The following is a 15,716-nucleotide window of genomic DNA, read 5'->3' as shown; positions in this document are numbered from 1 at the left end:
GAATATAGGCGTCTTATATTCACATTTGATGGATAAACTGCGTTTTTTCAGCTATTTACTAGTTTGATCATTGAAGATTATAAGATTCATATTGAAACTTATAGCCAACATAAGATCGACAAGTAGTCACGTTGAAGTGCTTAATATTTTGATTTGCGACGATTGACATTGAATACTTTCACCAAGTTATCCTATCAGTCCGCGTTAAATTGATGGCTCAAATATTGCTAGCATACAGGGTACTTTGATAATTGTTTTTATCATACCCAGCGCACTGGCAATAATTTTTCTGCTCGCGCTTTATTAATCCGGATATGTAAATATAATCCAGCCCGTTCTGCTTGCGGAAAACGGTTTGTGCATCACATTGGTTGCATAAACTTCCGCTTACTTAAAAGGACCAGCTATGTCAATGATTTCCTCCCATACGCATTTGGCCTCGCCAGATGACTTTTCTGACAATTGCGGTTTTGGTTTGATTGCTCATATTGAGGGTCAGGCCAGTCATGATTTGGTAAAAACAGCCATTCACAGCCTAAGTTGTATGACCCATCGTGGCGGCGTGGCAGCTGATGGCAAAACCGGCGATGGTTGTGGTTTATTATTAGCGACGCCCGTTGCCTTTTTTAGAGACATTGCAGCAGAGCAACAGTTTGAGATAACGGATAACTTCGCGGTTGGTATGGTATTCGTCAATCCAGATACGGCAACGGCTCAGCATAGCCTACAAGTATTAAATGAAGAGATTACCGCACAAGGCTTAGAAGTAGCCGGCTGGCGCGATGTACCACTTGATTTAAGCATTGTCGGTGAAATTGGGCGTCAGACATTACCAGATTTTAAGCAAGTATTTGTCAATGCGCCGGATGGTTTAGCGGCAGATGATTTTAATCGCAAGCTGTTTGTGGCGCGTAAAAAATCTGAGCAACGCTTGGTTGATGATGAGCTGTTTTATGTCTGCTCATTGAGCTGTCAGACTATTATTTACAAAGGTCTGGTGATGCCATCAGATCTGCCTGCTTTCTTCTTAGATTTGCAAGATGCGCGTTTAGCGTCGCATATTGTGGTATTCCATCAGCGCTTTTCAACCAATACGCTACCGCGCTGGCCATTGGCACAGCCTTTTCGCTATTTGGCACATAATGGTGAGCTAAATACCATCTCCGGCAACCGCAGCTGGTCTGAGGCGCGTACGCCAAAATTAAAATCAGATAAATTACCCAATTTGAATGAGTTAACGCCCTTAGTTAATAGTAGTGGCTCAGACTCATCTAGCTTAGACAATATGCTAGAAGTTCTGATGTCAGGTGGTATGAGCTTGTTTCATTCAATGTCGATTCTGGTGCCACCTGCTTGGCAGAATGTCGATAGCATGGATATGGACTTGCGGGCATTTTATGAGTTTTACTCGCAGCATATGGAAGCATGGGATGGTCCTGCAGGTCTCGTGATTCAAGATGGTCGCTATGCCGTCTGTATGCTGGATCGGAACGGTTTACGTCCATCGCGCTGGGTGACGACGAAGAATGGTTATATTACGGTCGCCTCAGAAGTAGGGGTTTGGGACTATAAGCCAAAAGACGTGCTCGCTAAAGGTCGTGTTGGACCCGGTCAGATGCTAGTCATTGATACTCAAACCGGTCAAATAATGGATACCAAAGCCATCGCGACCTTGCTCAAAAAGGCGCATCCGTATCGTAAATGGTTACGTGACGAGGCGACCCATATCCGTGATGATGAGCGCTTAGAAGAAGAGATAGCTGCACAGGCATGTCGCGGTGAGCCGTTAAAAGCATTGCAAAAAATGTATCACATCACCAATGAAGAGCGTACAGAAATCATCCGCCCTAACGCTGAAAATGCGCAAGAGCCAGTTGGTTCGATGGGTGATGATACGCCAATGGCGGTACTGTCACAGCAGATTCGTCATGTCGGTGATTTCTTCCGCCAGCAATTTGCACAGGTGACCAATCCACCGATTGATCCACTACGTGAATCTATTGTAATGTCGCTACAGACGTGCCTCGGCGCTGAAACCAATGTGTTTGCGCCATCAGCCCGCGACGCGCATCGTATTATCTTGTCATCGCCGGTGCTCTCAGCAAGTAAGATGCAGCAACTTGAAACTGTGAATGATCCTGCTTTTAAGATGGCACGTATCGACTTAAATTATGACCGTACATTAGAACTTTCCGCTGCCATTATCTCTATCTGCGAGCAAGTTGCCAGTAGCATTCGTGCTGGTCATACCTTGATTGTCTTATCTGATAAAGACATTGCGGTAGATGAAGTCCCTGCCAACGCCATAATGGTCACAGGGGCGGTGCATCATTATCTGATTGCACAAGGTATTCGTACTGATGCCAATTTAATTATTGAAACTGGTCTGGCACGTGATTCACATCAAGTCGCGGTATTAATTGGCTTTGGCGCGACCTGCGTTTATCCTTATCTAGCTTATGACGTGATTGATGATTTGGTTGCGACTGGCGAGCTGCTTGGTGATCCGATTCAGGCACGGGTAAATTTCCGTAAAGGCTTAGATAAAGGTTTGCTAAAGATTTTATCAAAAATGGGTATCTCTACCATTGTATCGTATCGCGGTGCGCAGTTATTTGAGGCGGTAGGTCTTTCTGAGGAAGTGGTTAATCTGTGCTTTAAAGGCGTGCAAAGTCGTATTAAAGGCGCAACTTTTGCTGATTTGGCAGCGGATCAAGCACAGCTCGCGGCAAATGCCTTTAAGCGTCGCGCCCCACTTGATCAAGGCGGCTTATTAAAATTTGTTTTTAATAAAGAGTATCATGCCTTTAATCCGGATGTGATTAATAGCCTACATTTGGCGGTACGAACTGGTAATTATGACAATTACCGTCAATATGCAGAAATTGTCAATAGCCGTCCGGTCGCTACTTTACGTGATTTATTACAGCTGAAAACGGACAATCCACTTGACGTTGATGAGGTTGAAGATATCTCAGCCATTTTGTCGCGTTTTGACTCTGCTGGTATGTCGCTGGGCGCGCTGTCACCAGAAGCGCATGAAGCCATCGCTATCGCTATGAATACCATTGGTGGTCGCTCAAATTCAGGTGAGGGCGGTGAAGACCCTGTACGTTATGGGACACTGCGTAACTCAAAAATTAAACAAGTTGCCTCTGGTCGTTTTGGGGTAACGCCCGCCTATCTGCGTTCAGCAGAAGTTATGCAGATCAAGGTTGCTCAAGGGGCAAAACCTGGTGAAGGTGGTCAGCTGCCAGGCGGTAAAGTCAATGCGTTAATCGCGCGCCTGCGTTATTCGGTGCCGGGTGTGACGTTAATTTCACCGCCGCCGCATCATGATATTTACTCGATTGAAGATTTGGCGCAGCTTATTTTTGATCTTAAGCAAGTCAATCCAGATGCGTTGGTGTCAGTTAAGTTGGTTTCGCGTCCGGGTGTTGGCACGATTGCAACAGGTGTGGCAAAAGCTTATGCTGACTTGATTACTATCTCAGGTTATGACGGCGGTACGGCAGCATCACCTCTGTCGTCTATCCATCATGCTGGCTCGCCTTGGGAGTTAGGTCTTGCTGAAACTCATCAATCATTACGCGTTAATGGCTTGCGTCATAAAGTCCGTATTCAAACCGACGGCGGTCTAAAGACAGGACTTGATGTGGTCAAAGCCGCCATTCTTGGTGCTGAGAGCTTTGGTTTTGGCACCACGCCGATGATAGCTGTCGGTTGCAAATACCTACGTATTTGCCATTTAAACAACTGCCCAACGGGCGTTGCCACTCAAAAAGCCCAGCTACGCGATGATCACTTCATCGGTGAAGCTGAAATGCTGATTAACTTCTTTAAATTTGTCGCAACCGAAACCCGTGAATGGCTTGCAAAGCTTGGCGTGCGCACGATGGAAGAGTTGGTTGGACGTACTGACTTGCTTGATATATTAGAAGGCAATACTGCTAAGCAACAGCATCTTGATTTATCGCCTCTATTATTTAGTCATCCTGCCAGTAGCGGCAAAGCGCAGACTTGTCAAGTTGAGCGCAATGAGCCATTTGATAAAGGCTTGCTTGCTGAGCAGATGATTAGTGATATGCTACTGAATATTCGTCAAGGCAATGGTGGCGACTATAGTTATTACGTTGGTAACTGTGATCGCTCGATTGGTGCGCGTATCTCAGGCGAGATTGCAGAGTTATGGGGCAATCTTGGCATGAGTGACAAACCTATTAAGCTGCACTTGACCGGAACAGCAGGACAAAGTCTAGGTGTTTGGAATGCTGGTGGCTTGCATATTGAACTTGAAGGCGATGCCAATGATTATGTTGGTAAAGGCATGGCAGGCGGTGAGATTGTGATTTATCCACCAAAAGACTCAAGCTTTGTGACGCAAGATACTGCCATTGTAGGTAATACCTGCTTGTATGGTGCAACAGGTGGCAAGCTATATGCCGCTGGTACGGCAGGGGAGCGTTTCGGTGTTCGTAACTCAGGTGCTCATGCTGTTATCGAGGGCACAGGCGACCATTGCTGCGAGTATATGACGGGCGGTATCATCACCATACTTGGACGTACTGGTCTTAACTTTGGCGCAGGCATGACGGGTGGATTTGCTTATGTACTCGATTTAGAAGGTGATTTCTTTGATCGCTGCAACCATGAGTTGATTGATTTAAATCGTATCTCAAGCGAGCAGATGGAAAGCCACCGTATCTACTTACAGCAGGTCATCGAAAGGCATGTCGATAAAACGGGCAGCGCATGGGGGCAGACCATATTAGCGGACTTCGAGCATTATGCGCGTAAGTTCTACTTGGTTAAGCCAAAAGCAGCAAACGTTGCAACTTTGCTTAAAACCACGACCGCTGATCCGCAATAATTGATCTGATTTATTGATAGCGTTGTGTACCATAATCTATAGATATTAGAGGTGCACGACGTTATTCTAAAGATGAATTTATAGATGTTTTGAGCAGGTAAATGACAGCCTATATAAGTAAATTTGCCTCATTGAGGCTGCCTATATCGACTGTTGTTAGCCACTATAAAAGACCCCTATATAAAAGAGACAATACCATGGCAAAACGCTTAGAAAATAGTTTTCAGTTTTTAGATGTGCCACGGCTTGAGCCGATCAAAAAAGACATCGCCACGCGTTCAACAGAGTTTGTTGAAATTTATCAGCCGTTTGAAAGTGAATCAGTCGCTCAGCAATCGCATCGCTGTTTAGAATGTGGCAATCCGTATTGTGAGTGGAAATGCCCCGTACATAATTACATTCCTAATTGGTTAAAATTAGCCGCTGAGGGTCAAATTTTCCAAGCTGCAGAATTGTGTCATCAAACCAATACTTTGCCTGAAGTCTGTGGACGTGTGTGCCCGCAAGACCGCCTATGTGAAGGCTCTTGCACACTCAATGACGGCTTTGGTGCCGTGACGATTGGCAATGTCGAGAAGTATATCAATGACACCGCTTTTGCCCTCGGCTGGCGTCCTGATATGTCTAAAGTCATTTGGACAGACAAGAAGGTTGCCATCATTGGAGCAGGACCTGCAGGGCTTGGCTGCGCAGATATCTTGGTCAGAAATGGCGTCAAACCCGTTATCTTTGATAAACGTCCAGAGATTGGGGGTTTATTAACTTTCGGTATTCCAGAGTTCAAAATGGAAAAAGACGTCATGCGTAATCGACGTGTCATCTTTGAAGGTATGGGCATGGAATTCCGCCTTGAGACGGAAATCGGTACTGATGTCAGTATTGATGAGCTGCTCGGCGAGTATGATGCTGTATTTATGGGTATGGGTACTTATACCTATATGCGTGGTGGCTTTGCTGGTGAAGAGTTGGAGGGTGTGTATGACGCTCTGGATTACCTGATTGCCAACGTCAATCGCTGTAATGATTGGGAAAAAGACTCAGGCGAGTATATCGACCTAAAAGGCAAAAAAGTCGTGGTGTTGGGTGGTGGCGATACCGCGATGGACTGTAATCGTACCAGTATTCGTCAAGGTGCTGAGCAAGTATTCTGTGCTTATCGTCGTGATGAGGAAAATATGCCAGGCTCACGTCGTGAAGTGGTCAATGCACGCGAGGAGGGGGTTGAGTTCTTATTTAACCGCCAACCGACTGAAATAATTGGCTTAAACGGTAAGGTTAATGCGGTAAAAGTAGTAACGACGCATCTGGGCGCACCAGACGAAAACGGTCGTCAGTATCCTGAGCCAATTGCCAACTCAGAAGAGATTATTCCCTGTGATGCAGTGATTATGGCATTTGGTTTCCGTCCAAGTCCGGCTGATTGGTTTGACGCGCAGCAGATTTCTATGGACAAATCTGGTCGAGTATTGGCAGCGGAAAAACAAACCTTTAAGTTCCAAACCAATAATCCTAAGATCTTTGCCGGCGGCGATATGGTACGTGGCTCTGATTTGGTAGTCACTGCCATTTGGGAAGGTCGTGAAGCGGCTGAAGGGATTTTAGACTACTTAGAAGTGTAGTAATTAGCCTGATTGACAGCCAAATACTCGCTTAATCATGCTTTTTTCTGGCGATATTCGAGCATGTTTTGACACTTAACGTCTTTTATCTTTTAATAGGTAAAAGGCGTTATTTTTATACTCTTTTTAATTCCAATTCTCATTAATGATAAGAGATGTCCTGCGTGAAGCCGACTTTTTTACAACGATTTACTGCTCCCGTGATAGAGCCATACGCTCGCTATCAGCATGCTGATGTGCTGCATGCTATACGTTTGGGCGTGGCAGTTATACTCGCTTTATTAGTCAATAAAGTCACCAATTTTCCACATGGAGAATGGACGACTATCACTGTTTTTATTATTCTAGGATTGTTACAGTATCAAGGTGCAATTTATACTAAGGCTAAAGAGCGAGTACTTGGTACTTTATTAGGTATTGGTGCTGCGCTCGGTATTGTATGGTTTAGTCAAGGCGTAGGGACATGGTTGTGGGTAGATTATGTCATCATCGGACTGATGAGTGGTATTATTGGCTATCTGGCGATTAGGAATCTTGGCTACACAGGGTTATTGACTGGTATAACCATGTTGATGATTGTCTCGGATTTGGGTCAAAGCACTATCGGCCAAGATGGTATCTACCGTGCCCTCAATATTTTACTTGGTACAGGGCTTGCCGTTGCAGCGACATTGATTTTGCCATTGAAGTCCACATTGATGTGGCGATTCTTACTGGCTAGTAACCTCGATGCTTGTAGTAATCTTTATGCTAGGGTAGGCAATCATATCGATACTGCTGAAGAATTGAGTGATGGTGCTGTTCAGTACGTCAATCCAACAGTCTTTGCCGTACCTGTTAACAAAGCCTTAGTGATAGAGCTACAGCAGATCAATAAAAGACTCTTAGCGGTACGCCCTCATTTGGCAGCAACAACGAGCGAGTCTGGTATCGATAAAGAGACAATTGAGAGTATTCAACGTACCCACCGAAATATTATTGGTACGATTGATCTGCTGCTAACGGCAGCACCGCGCTTAGCCAGTATCGAGATTGATGAGGATAATCATATCCTGCTCATACATTATCAGCACGAATTAACCCAAGTGATGCAACATATGGCAGCAGTGTTGCGTAGCCCAAGTGATGAGGTGTTTCGTCCCATTACGCGTATTACCTTATCAGAATATCCAAGCGTAGAAAATTTAGGCTTTGAATGGCAGGGCTACTTTTGGTTGACACAAACTTTACAAGTGCAATTACAGCAGCTCAGTGACTTATTACAAGAGACTAAGCCGCAGTGGTTTGCGGCTTCTGGTCTGCGCTACCAGCGCCGTGAACAACGACGTATAGAGGAGCATGGCGGTGAAACAGATTTGCATTTATAAATAAAAAAAGCTGACTCTATAAAGTCAGCTTTTTTTTACAATCATAATTACTAAAAACGGCTATCAAAAATCGACCATTAATAAACAATGATTAACGACCAGTTTTTAGCTTATCCCAATACTGTTGGTACACCTGCAATGCTTCATCACCAACATCTTCTTGGAATTCAGCTTTTGCCAATACGTCTTTACTAGGGTAGATGGTTGGATTATTTTTGACGTCATCTGGCATCATTTCACGTGCCGCAATATTAGGCGACGCATAACCTATCTCTTCACTAACAATTTTGGAGTTCTCAGGACGTAGCAGATAGTCTATGAACTTGTGGGCTGCATCGACTTGCGTGGCGTTTTTAGGAATGACAAAATTGTCCATCCATAATATCGCACCTTCGGTTGGGTATTTATACACCAAGCTAGTGAGACCTTCACTATTGGCGATGATAGCTTCCCCATTCCACGTCATACCGACGCTGGTTTCACCTTCCATATATGGCATACGTGAAGCATCTGAGTTAAAGGTTTTTACATTCGGCATCAAGGTCGTGAGCTTCTCATAAGCGGCTTTAATTTCGTCAGGATTTCTACTGTTGCCAGAGTAGCCTAGGGTTAATAGCGCCATGCCGAACACTTCGCGCATATCATTCATCAGCATCACTTGACCCTTATACTCAGGACGCCATAAATCATTCCAGCTATTGACCGTGGCTGGATCAACCGTCTCGCCATTGATAGCAAGACCGGTGCTGCCCCACATATAAGGAATCGAGTATTTGTTTTCTGGGTCAACTTTGGTATTGGTAAAAGAAGTGTCAAGGTTTTTAAAATTGCTCAATTTAGACTTATCAAGCTCTTGTAGCAGACCTTCTTTTGCCATTTTTTCGACATAATACGTCGATGGAATCGCCAAATCGTATTGGCTAGAATCATCAAGCAGCTTTAGCTTGGCATACATGGCTTCATTAGAGTCAAAGGTGGTGTAATTGACTTTGATACCAGTTTCTTCAGTAAAGCCGTCAAGTATTTCTTGCGGCATATACTCTGACCAGTTATAAAGGTTCAACGTGACATCGCTGGTAGCAGAACTATCGATAGGCGCGTTATCAGATTTGCTACAGCTGGTAATAGAGAGCCCGATGGCGGCACAGAGTAATGCTTTCGGCAGTATTTTAATAGAGGCGTGAGTAGACCAATTGGATGAAGATAAATGGGACAAAATGTTTCTCCTAAATTAGGGCAAAAGGTGAAAAGCGGGCGCATGATCCGTCATAAAATTAATTCATTATACGGTTATGATCATGGTAAGTCGAAATTTACAGGGCAGTGATTTAACTGCGTTCAGCACTAGCCAATGCTAGGAGTACTGCTCATGAAATGATAGCAATCAATCGTGCTATGATAAGCGTGACTTGGCCTTTAGCCAGAGCTCTTTAAGTATAGTCATACTCTAACCATAACATAATAATAAAGGATACAACATCATGGCTCAAACCGTTATTCCGACACTTCTTACTGATAAAGTTGCTATCGTCACAGGCGCCAGTCGTGGTCTCGGTGCTCAAATCGCCATGCAGATGGCAGCGGCAGGCGCGAGCGTTTGCGTGAATTATTTGCATAGTAAAGAGGCGGCTGAAAAAGTGGTTGCTGATATCGAAGCAGAAGGCGGGCGTGCTTTTACTTATCAAGGGGATGTAACTGATTTAGCACAAATGCAAGCAATGGCAGCAGAAGTTATAGAACTTTTCGGATGTATTGATATCTTAGTTAACAATGCCTTGCCGAGCTACCAGTTTAACCCGAGTGCTGATTACACCAGTATCGAGACTGTGAAATGGGCACATTTTTCTCAGCAAATTGATGGCATTGTCCAAGGTGCCGTCAATACAGTACAAGCGGTATTACCGCAAATGAAAACTCAGCAGATGGGTAAGATTATCAATATTTCAACCAACTTGGTTTACAATCCGGTGGTCACTTATTATGACTATACCACTGCAAAATCTGCATTGATTGGTCTGACACGTAATCTAGCAGCGGAGCTTGGGCAATATGGTATTCGTGTGAACTTGCTAGCAGGTGGACTATTAAAAACGACTGACGCTAGTAAATTAACCACTGAAGAAGTGTTTGATTATATCGCCACCACCACGCCACTACGCCAAGCAACCTCAGTTGCCGACTTTGCAAATTCAGTACTATTGATGGCATCTGACTTAAGCTCAGCTATTACTGGTCAATCTATCGCCGTTGATGGCGGCTTGACCATGCCTTAATAATGGCATTATTTACTAAATAAATTGACTTGATTGTACAAGAGAGACGAGATGACGAACCGTAAAATCGCTGGCATTATTACTGCTATTATAGGACTGTGCGCCATCATCGCTTTTTTCAATGATGGTATGAACACGCCCTTGTTAAGCTGGCCATTGGAAGCTTATCTTGGCGTGGCATTCACTATTGGCTGGTTGACCAATTTACCCACTTTTTTGGCTTATTTAATCGCTGCATTGATCTTTGTTTTGATCGCCGTCGCACTTTATAAACTAGGTAGTTGGCTTTATGGAGTAGTATTTAAACGCAGTTAAATGTAGTGATAGATCAGATGAATGGTTCAACCTGCCTATTTTCAGACCATTCATCTGCTTGACTAAACTCATAAATAACCCTATTCAAGCCCACACTGTCACGATGCTATATGCAAATGATCGAGTACCGCTTGTATTCCATATTCTTCAATTGTCCCAGTGACAAAATCCGCACGCGCGATCAGTTCAGGCTTTGCATCGCCCATTGCCACCGCATAGCCGACCAAATCAAACATCTCTAAATCATTTAGCCCATCACCAAATGCCATACAATCCTTTGCATCAATATCGTAATGCAGGCACAAATCGATGATACCGCGTGCTTTAGATGCCTCGATTGGTAATATATCTGCGCCAATATGATGCCAATGTACCAGTTTCAAATCATCTTGGGCAAAGTCAATTTCCTGCATTTTCTCTTCTTGAGTGTTAAAGAATACCGAGCATTGATAAACCGTATTTGCCTTATGATAATCTGGGTCAAGGATAGAATTAGGCGTTATCGCATTGTATTCACGCAGGCGCGCGTTTTCATGTGACCATGCAATATGCGTTGCGGAGTCAAATTTGTGGATGAGTTCACTTTTTTGGCATAGCATTACAATCTTGTTGGTCTGCGTATCGGTTAATGGATAATGACTAATCATGCCCTCTTTATTAAAGCTATATTGTCCATTCATACAGATAATGGCATCCAATACATCAGCCTCAAGTAAGGCTAATATATCAGCAGGCAATATGGCTTTGGAACGTCCGGTTGAAATCACCAGTTTAATATCAGTTTGGGCGAGTGCTTCAAGCGTTGCTTGATTGTGCGCGGCGATAATACCGTTACGGCTTAAGGTATCATCGATATCAAAAAATATTATTTTTGGGGTGGGGGTTTTTTGGGTCGGGGTCGGCATGGATGTCCTTTTTTGTATTTCAATAGTCTATAAAAGGGAATATCTCTTTTTTATCAATATTACACTTAAGATTCAACTTGATTATATAGACTTTATTAATTTACTAAACAGCAAAAAAATAGCAAAATATTTTTTGTTCGTTTAAAGTTAAAGACTTATTAAAAATTTATTCTCCTAAGGCTACCTACTTTCCAGCCCGAAAAACTTATACCATCATCAACTAGTAAGTTTCTATCGTTGTGCACGAACGGACTTACCCCTGACATGATAAGACTATTTATTTTATCTTTTTGTTCACTCGATAGACCATTCCACCATACAGGTGAGATAAATGTATTTTCAGCAAGTCCAAAAAAGAACCGTATTAGCGAACTAAAAATTTTGTTTTCTTCTAAAGCTAATAGTGAGTTGATAAAGCTTAATACTTTAGTAGAGGTTTTTAACCAACTAAAAACCACATATCCTTTACCATCACTAGAAAATGAATTAAAAACTAAGTGTTCAGCAACAAGGCTTAAGTTACCTAAATCTTGAATTAAATTTCCATCAAAGTCAGTTATAGGAGAAACAACTGATGAAACAGCAACAGGCATGGGTGATGTTGAATGGATAATAAGATGGCTCAAACTGTCAACTGATTTTCCTAAAAGTTGGTTATCCAGTTGAGATTTAAGCTCTGATAATTCTGTAAGAGCAGCTTTAGTTCCTGTTTCATGGTTTGCAGCAAATTTTTGAATAAACATTTGATCTAATATGTTCTTACCTTTATCGCTATTTTTAGCGAAATCAGAGGTGTTAAGCCCACCTTCTTTAGCATAAATCTCTTTCGCTACTGAACGGTACATTAGAGCTAAACACTGTTCATCATCTCCAATAAACTCTCTATCTTCAATACAAGAAAAAAGAGACTTATCATGTTTTGAGCAGAAACCCTTAAAGGTAGAAGCTTGATTAATTCCTATTTTTTCTGGAATTAGCTTCCCTTTGTTTCTTGCTATATTCGCGAAGTTTATTTTTAACCCTAAAACATGATTACTTTCATCTGCAATTTCTTTTAGGCTACTACTTTTTGAGACGGTATGAGCATTGATGATTTTTTGACTACACTCATGTTTTAAATCAGCGGGGGCATAACAATACTTTCGTGAAGCATTTTTTTGACTATGACCAATAGCCTCACCTTTACTCACAGGAGTCTCATTTTCACGTCCATAGTGGCAACGTTTAAATTTTTTCCCTGAACCGCACCAACACTTATCATTACGTCCTATTTTCATAGATTTCTGCTTATATTTAATTTGCTAAGAAAATATTCGATATCGCGTAGGCTGGGTGAAGTTTATGACACCTAACACTACGAAAATGTAAGCTAGCTATTTAGCATGTTTGAAGGTTCAATCAAATCACCCAACCTCAATACTCGTCACATTCTGAAAGCCTCTTGGCAGCTGACCGCCACGACTACCGCGTTTGGATGTATAGTTTGCTAAGTCCATCGGCTTTAAGGTCACATGACGCTTGCCAGCAGTAATGACTAAGCTGTCATGTTTACTGAGTGGCGTGATGGTAAGCACTTCCTCATCACCTTTTAGGTTAATCATCTTATTACCCTTGCCGCGAGCCTGTTCAGGCAAATCATCAAGCGCAAATATCAATAAATAGCCAGCATTGGTGACCACAGCGATATGATCGAGAGTAGAGCTATTTTCGCTAGCAGGGATGCCATTATTCTCAGAGCTTACAATCACCTCAGTTTGAGCATCAATACGGGCGATAGGTAATAAACGACTATCAGCAGCTAGGTTAATGATATTTTTACCGGCTTTTTGATTGCTATCTAGATTACCAATGGTGTTAATAAAACCATAGCCTTGCGAGCTGGCAAGGATGATGCGCTGGTCATTGTCGCCAGTGAGCAATTGCTCAAAAGTCGCACCTGCTGGTGGTTTCAGTACACTGGTCAGAGGATCGCCTTGACCACGAGCAGAAGCGAGGCTATGCGCATCGATACTATAGCTGCGTCCGGTACTATCGAGCACGTAGATCTTCTCATTAGCTTTAGCGCGAACGTGGGCTTGGTAGCTATCACCTGAGCGATAAGCCATGCCAGCAGCATCAACGTCATGACCTTTAGCCGCACGAATCCAGCCCGCTTTCGATAGGATAGCGGTGACAGGCTCGCTTGGTACGAGGTCCGATTCTTTGAGCGCTTGCGCTTCTTCGCGTTCTGCCAATTGCGATACGCGCTCGTTACCGTGTTCTTTCATATCGGCGGTGAGCTCATCAATCATCAAATTGGTCAGGCTATCTGGATTGTCCAAGTATTCTTGAATGATGGCGCGTTCAGCCGCTAGCTCATCTTGCTCGCGCCGCAGCTCAATCTCTTCGAGTTTAGCTAACTGACGCAAACGAATATCCAAGATAGCATTGGCTTGTATTTCAGTCAGGTCATAATCTTGCATTAATGATAATTTTGGGTCGTCTTCTTCACGAATGATGCGAATAACTTCATCGATATTCAGATAAGCAATCAGCAAACCTGCGAGGATATGTAAGCGCTTATCAATTTTATCAAGGCGATATTGCAAGCGGCGCGTGACTACAGAACGGCGACAGACGAGCCATTCTTCCAATATTTCTTTCAGGTTTTTAACCTGCGGTTTACCATTTAGGCCAATCATATTCATATTGACGCGGTAATTGCTTTCTAGGTCGGTACTGGCAAATAAATGGCTCATGACGCGCTGCACGTCGACGCGGGTAGATTTTAGCTCTAAGACGATACGGCAGGCATTTTCGTGGTCTGATTCATCATGAATATCAACAATCCAAGGCAGCTTCTTATCGGTCATCAGCTTGGCGATTTGCTCTTGAATTTTATTGCCTGAGACTTGGTAAGGAAGGGCATTGATGATAACAAGATTTTTCTCTTTCGGATCAATATGAAAGGTCGCACGCATTTTATAGCTGCCACGTCCAGTCTCATATATCGCTTGCAAGTCTTTTTTGCTGGTGATGATCTCAGCTGGGGTTGGCAAATCAGGCGCTGGTATCGATTGAGTTAATTGCTTAACCGACAGCTCAGGGTTTTTGAGCAGACGAATCGCCGCGCGTACCACCTCATTCAGGTTATGCGGCGGAATATCCGTTGCCATACCGACGGCGATACCAGTTGTTCCATTTAATAAAATATTGGGCAGGCGGGCAGGCAGGGTGGTTGGCTCCAACATCGTACCATCGAAGTTATCTTGCCAATCAACTGTACCTTGACCAAGTTCCGCGAGCAAGGTATTGGCATAAGCAGACATTTTGGCTTCGGTATAACGCATGGCAGCAAAGGACTTGGGGTCATCAGGGCTACCCCAGTTACCTTGACCAGTGATCAGCGGATAGCGATAGCTGAAAGGCTGTGCCATCAGTACCATCGCCTCATAACAAGCGCTGTCGCCATGCGGATGATATTTACCCAATACGTCACCGACTGTACGCGCAGATTTTTTCGCCTTCGCTGTCGATTTTAGCCCAAGCTCGCTCATGGCATAAACAATACGGCGCTGGACAGGCTTTAGACCATCAGCAATATTTGGCAGCGCCCGATCCATGATGACGTACATGGCATAATTAAGATAGGCTTGCTCAGCGAACTCTGCCACTGAGCGCGTATCCATTGGTTCATTTGCAAGGATTGGGTCAAGCGTGTTATCGATAACATTGGACATAAAATAGGGTTCACTTATCAGTTTTAATAGGTATAAAAAATCGGTGCAATCGCGCAAATAGGATAGTGCTATCCTAAAGGATATTGGTGCAATTAAAAAGCCACTACTCAGTATAAACGACAGTGCATGACGTGCTTAAGCTAATGGTCTTATTAAGCATGATGATCCTATAACGTTTTGGTCGATAGTTTTTAGAAAATAATATGAGTGTCGTTCATGTTACTGTTTTTATCCTCTTACTTATCACATTTACGTTTTCACCCATATAGCCTTAATAATGCTCATAATCATAAAATCGATGCAGGCAAGCGGTGTGCAGGCTGAGCGCTTATCGTTTTGCTCAATGTCACTTCCAGATTTTAATGAATTCTATCTACGAATAGACGATAAATACTTATCAACAAAAAGTGGGTTATTTGCTCGGAATCATAATTAACTCACTGATATAAATGTAAATATTGACCGTCAAGTTACTTTACGAACTCAAGTAGCATTTTTTTGTATTGAGTAGTTTGTATAAAGTGTGTATGTTAAACAATAAAGGGCTATTTACCGCTAAATTGTTGACTCATCACAATATCTTTGCACCGCCAGCCTTGCTTGCCATCACTGTGGTGAGCTTGCACACCGAGTTTTTGTACGTTTATC

The 15,716-nt window shown here is 43.2% G+C and carries 9 protein-coding genes; 5 read left to right on the top strand and 4 right to left on the bottom strand.

The features are described 5' to 3' along the window. Positions 1-406 precede the first annotated feature (406 nt). The 3 genes from gltB to PCRYO_RS11050 all read left to right on the top strand — a co-directional run bounded on the left by gltB (position 407) and on the right by PCRYO_RS11050 (position 7,856). Positions 407-4,870, top strand: a complete 4,464-nt coding sequence (gene gltB / locus PCRYO_RS11060) for a glutamate synthase large subunit (RefSeq protein ID WP_011514478.1) — start codon at positions 407-409, stop codon at positions 4,868-4,870. Positions 4,871-5,067: 197 nt separating this feature from the next. Further along, positions 5,068-6,489, top strand: coding sequence for a glutamate synthase subunit beta (locus tag PCRYO_RS11055; RefSeq protein WP_011514477.1), 1,422 nt, complete (start codon positions 5,068-5,070; stop codon positions 6,487-6,489). Positions 6,490-6,644: 155 nt separating this feature from the next. Continuing rightward, positions 6,645-7,856: an FUSC family protein gene (locus tag PCRYO_RS11050; RefSeq protein WP_011514476.1), complete on the top strand. Its 1,212-nt coding sequence runs from the start codon at positions 6,645-6,647 to the stop codon at positions 7,854-7,856. Positions 7,857-7,947: 91 nt separating this feature from the next. Here PCRYO_RS11050 and PCRYO_RS11045 read toward each other — a convergent pair whose 3' ends face one another. Continuing rightward, positions 7,948-9,072, bottom strand: coding sequence for an ABC transporter substrate-binding protein (locus PCRYO_RS11045; protein ID WP_011514475.1), 1,125 nt, complete (start codon positions 9,070-9,072; stop codon positions 7,948-7,950). Between the two features lie 265 nt (positions 9,073-9,337). Here PCRYO_RS11045 and PCRYO_RS11040 point away from each other — a divergent pair, with 265 nt between their 5' ends. Further along, complete coding sequence (locus tag PCRYO_RS11040) at positions 9,338-10,129, top strand: 3-oxoacyl-ACP reductase (RefSeq protein WP_011514474.1); 792 nt, start codon at positions 9,338-9,340, stop codon at positions 10,127-10,129. 51 nt (positions 10,130-10,180) lie between these two features. Next, positions 10,181-10,444 carry a hypothetical protein gene (locus PCRYO_RS11035; protein ID WP_041753251.1) on the top strand — a complete coding sequence of 88 codons (264 nt, stop codon included), beginning with the start codon at positions 10,181-10,183 and terminating at the stop codon, positions 10,442-10,444. 98 nt (positions 10,445-10,542) lie between these two features. Here the strand turns inward: PCRYO_RS11035 and PCRYO_RS11030 are convergent, their stop codons facing one another. The 3 genes from PCRYO_RS11030 to parC form a co-directional block, all read right to left on the bottom strand. Next, complete coding sequence (locus PCRYO_RS11030; RefSeq protein WP_011514472.1) at positions 10,543-11,349, bottom strand: Cof-type HAD-IIB family hydrolase; 807 nt, start codon at positions 11,347-11,349, stop codon at positions 10,543-10,545. 158 nt (positions 11,350-11,507) lie between these two features. Further along, positions 11,508-12,626: a YecA family protein gene (locus tag PCRYO_RS11025; RefSeq protein ID WP_011514471.1), complete on the bottom strand. Its 1,119-nt coding sequence runs from the start codon at positions 12,624-12,626 to the stop codon at positions 11,508-11,510. A gap of 126 nt (positions 12,627-12,752) precedes the next feature. Further along, positions 12,753-15,068: a DNA topoisomerase IV subunit A gene (parC, locus tag PCRYO_RS11020; protein ID WP_011514470.1), complete on the bottom strand. Its 2,316-nt coding sequence runs from the start codon at positions 15,066-15,068 to the stop codon at positions 12,753-12,755. Positions 15,069-15,716 lie beyond the last annotated feature (648 nt).

The sequence above is a fragment of the Psychrobacter cryohalolentis K5 genome, from assembly GCF_000013905.1.
GTDB classification, from domain to species: Bacteria; Pseudomonadota; Gammaproteobacteria; order Pseudomonadales; family Moraxellaceae; genus Psychrobacter; species Psychrobacter cryohalolentis.
This window is presented reverse-complemented; position numbering and strand designations above follow the sequence as displayed.

Excerpts from the sequence above, each read along its gene's own strand:
- gltB (WP_011514478.1), top strand. The coding sequence starts at position 407 with ATGTCAATGATTTCCTCCCATACGCATTTGGCCTCGCCAGATGACTTT.
- PCRYO_RS11055 (WP_011514477.1), top strand. The coding sequence starts at position 5,068 with ATGGCAAAACGCTTAGAAAATAGTTTTCAGTTTTTAGATGTGCCACGG.
- PCRYO_RS11050 (WP_011514476.1), top strand. The coding sequence starts at position 6,645 with ATGTCCTGCGTGAAGCCGACTTTTTTACAACGATTTACTGCTCCCGTG.
- PCRYO_RS11040 (WP_011514474.1), top strand. The coding sequence starts at position 9,338 with ATGGCTCAAACCGTTATTCCGACACTTCTTACTGATAAAGTTGCTATC.
- PCRYO_RS11035 (WP_041753251.1), top strand. The coding sequence starts at position 10,181 with ATGACGAACCGTAAAATCGCTGGCATTATTACTGCTATTATAGGACTG.
- PCRYO_RS11030 (WP_011514472.1), bottom strand. The coding sequence starts at position 11,349 with ATGCCGACCCCGACCCAAAAAACCCCCACCCCAAAAATAATATTTTTT.
- PCRYO_RS11025 (WP_011514471.1), bottom strand. The coding sequence starts at position 12,626 with ATGAAAATAGGACGTAATGATAAGTGTTGGTGCGGTTCAGGGAAAAAA.
- parC (WP_011514470.1), bottom strand. The coding sequence starts at position 15,068 with ATGTCCAATGTTATCGATAACACGCTTGACCCAATCCTTGCAAATGAA.